The sequence below is a fragment of the Moorena sp. genome (assembly GCF_982860115.1).
This window is the reverse complement of the sequence record NZ_CEYLVT010000424.1, coordinates 1-2770: the sequence shown is the minus strand read 5'-3', so window position 1 is coordinate 2770 and position 2770 is coordinate 1. Positions and strand designations below refer to the sequence as shown.

The window sequence follows — 2770 nt, the reverse complement described above, 5'->3', positions numbered from 1 at the left end:
AACCAGAGCGGTCAGTGATCAGCCGTCAGCCGTTGGCCGTTGGCCACGCTACTTGAGGTGCCGTCAGCTAAAAGCTCACGCTACTTGAGGTGCCGTCAGCTAAAAGCTCACGCTGCTTGAGGTGCTTATTTTATTCAAAAGCTGTTCGGTGTAGCTTGGCCACAGGCCTTTGGCTGAACGCGCACGGGTGGGCGTAGCGCTTAAGCTAATAGCTGATTGCTGATTGCTAATAGCTGATTGCTGATTACTGAAATAGTTTTTGAGATTGGCAATTATAACACTAGTAGATGACTTTTGAAATCGATAATATTTGGTAATTTTATAAGAATTAATCCAGATTTGACATTATTTATTTCACGGTTAAACTAGAAAGGTAATATTACCACTATTTATAGAAAAGATTTGTTTTGTTTTTATAAAGACAACCAGGGTTTATGTGAATTTTTAAAATACTGTTAAACGAAAGTTATAAAGATAACAATAAATTCAGCTATAGAATAAAAGATTCGATTAACTTTGTTAATTATCCAGGAATTTTAATTTAAGATTAGAACCGATTAAGATAACCGAATCATAAAGATTTTACCAATAAGCCAGATGAAATTAGCTGTGAGCAGAATTAGTCAATCCCTGAGCGTTCTCTATGTGTGGGCAGGACTTCTTTGGGTTATACCGACAATAGCACAGCCGATTCAAAGCGATGGCACTACTGACACGGAAGTTATCCAAGATGGTAATCGCTTTGACATTGAGGGAGGTATTCAATCAGGTGATGGCTCTAATTTATTTCACAGCTTTCTGGAGTTTGGTTTAGACCAAGACCAAATTGTTAATTTTTTGTCTCAACCCGGTATAAAAAACATTCTCAATCGGGTTACAGGTGGCAACGCTTCAGTGATTAACGGTCTCATGCAAGTCACAGGGGGCAACGCCAACCTGTTTTTAATGAACCCAGCGGGGATAATTTTTGGTGCCGATGCCCAGCTGAACATCCCAGGAGCATTCACCGCTACCACCGCTACAGGTATTGGCTTTGGTGATAATAATTGGTTTAGTGCCTTTGGTAACAACGACTACTTTTCCTTAATTGGAACACCTAGTGTCTTTAGGTTCGAGACATTAGGTACACCAGGAGCCATTATCAATCACGGCCAGCTAGAGGTGACACCAGGAAATAACCTAACCTTACTGGGTGGCACTGTGATCAGTACTGGAGAACTGGCAGCACAAGACGGAAAAATTACGGTAGCTGCTGTACCAGGGGAAAGTTTAGTGAAAATTACCCAAGAGGGGCACTTGCTGAATTTGGAAATTCACCCCCTACTCACTGACCAAGAATCCTTCACACCTGTGCTATTGCCTGAACTTTTAACTGGCGCTGATGTCGGTCATGCCACAGAATACAAGGATAATGGTGATGGTACTGTAACGTTGCAGGATTCAGCCATCACTTTAGAGTCTGGAGATGTAGCGGCTAAAGAAGTAACGGCACAAACTGCAACCCTATCCGCCAACAACAATCTGACTCTAGTAGAAAGCCAGTTGTCTACCACGGAAGACTTAAACCTACTGGCCCAGAATAAAGTGGTGGTAAGGGACACACTCGATAATCCCTTCAATGCTACAGCGGGAGGAGACCTCTACATTCAGGGGGATTTAGGCATTGATATTCTGGCACTGAATCATCCTAAGACACCCTTTCAGAGTGGCGGTAATCTTAGTTTAGTTAGTGATGGGATTATTTCCGGAGATGCTCACTTTGCCAGTGGTGGTAGTTTCTCGATTCTCAATTTATCCGGTAAACCGGGTAATTTTCTGAGCTTTTATGACCCGATTATTATCTCTAGAGGCGATGTCATCTTTGGCGACTATACAGGAGCTTCCCTAAAAGTAGAATCTACCGGAAGTATTGAGGGGGGAAATATCGAGATCACACAGCCAGACACCACTGGCTCGATTCCCACTTCAGATCCAGATTTTGAAAATTTGACCCAACGCCGCTCTCTGATTTTGCGAGCAGGTTTGAGTGAGGATCAATTGAGTAATCCAGTTAATTTTGATCCTAATCAATCAGTCACCGTAGAGGGTACAGAATTCTCTAATATCGAACAGAATTCATCGGAAGGGAGTATCACTATTGGTGATATCGACACGAGTTCTGATCAGGGTGATGCTGGACCTGTAATCTTATCAGCTCAAGACGACATTATATTCCGTAATAATGATGGTTTGATTGTTACCACGATCAGGACGACAGAAATAGGGGGTAATAATTCTGGTGATGTAACCTTGGAAACTAGACAGGGAAGCATTCAGGTAAATGGTGAGACTCTTACAATTATCACCGAGGCATCAAACGGTGGTGATTCTGGTAACATAACGTTTAATGTTCCAGATTCAAACAATGTTAACTTTGAGAATATTGATATCAACACACAAGCTCAGAGGGGTGGCAATGGTGGTGATGTCATAGTCTTTGCTCCTGACATTACTAGCGAAGCTGATGTAGAAGCAATAAAAGCACAAATAGATTCTAAATCACGGTTAGAGTCTGTCGGAGGTACGGAAGGAGAGATTAGTATTAATCCGGGAAATCTACCGGATGGTGGCACCGATACCGGTACAGATGGTGGTACCGATACTGGTACAGGAACCGATGGTGGCACCGATACCGGTACAGGTACAGGAACCGATGGTGGCACCGATACCGGTACAGATGGTGGCACCGATACCGGTACAGGAACCGATGGTGGCACCGATACCGGTACAG

1 protein-coding gene is annotated in these 2770 nt (G+C 43.1%); it reads left to right on the top strand.

What is annotated here, in order from left to right; all coding sequences use genetic code 11:
• Nucleotides 1-597: 597 nt before the first annotated feature.
• A partial coding sequence (locus AC4II3_RS32325; RefSeq protein WP_488029263.1) for a filamentous hemagglutinin N-terminal domain-containing protein occupies nt 598-2770 on the top strand: 2173 nt, incomplete at its 3' end.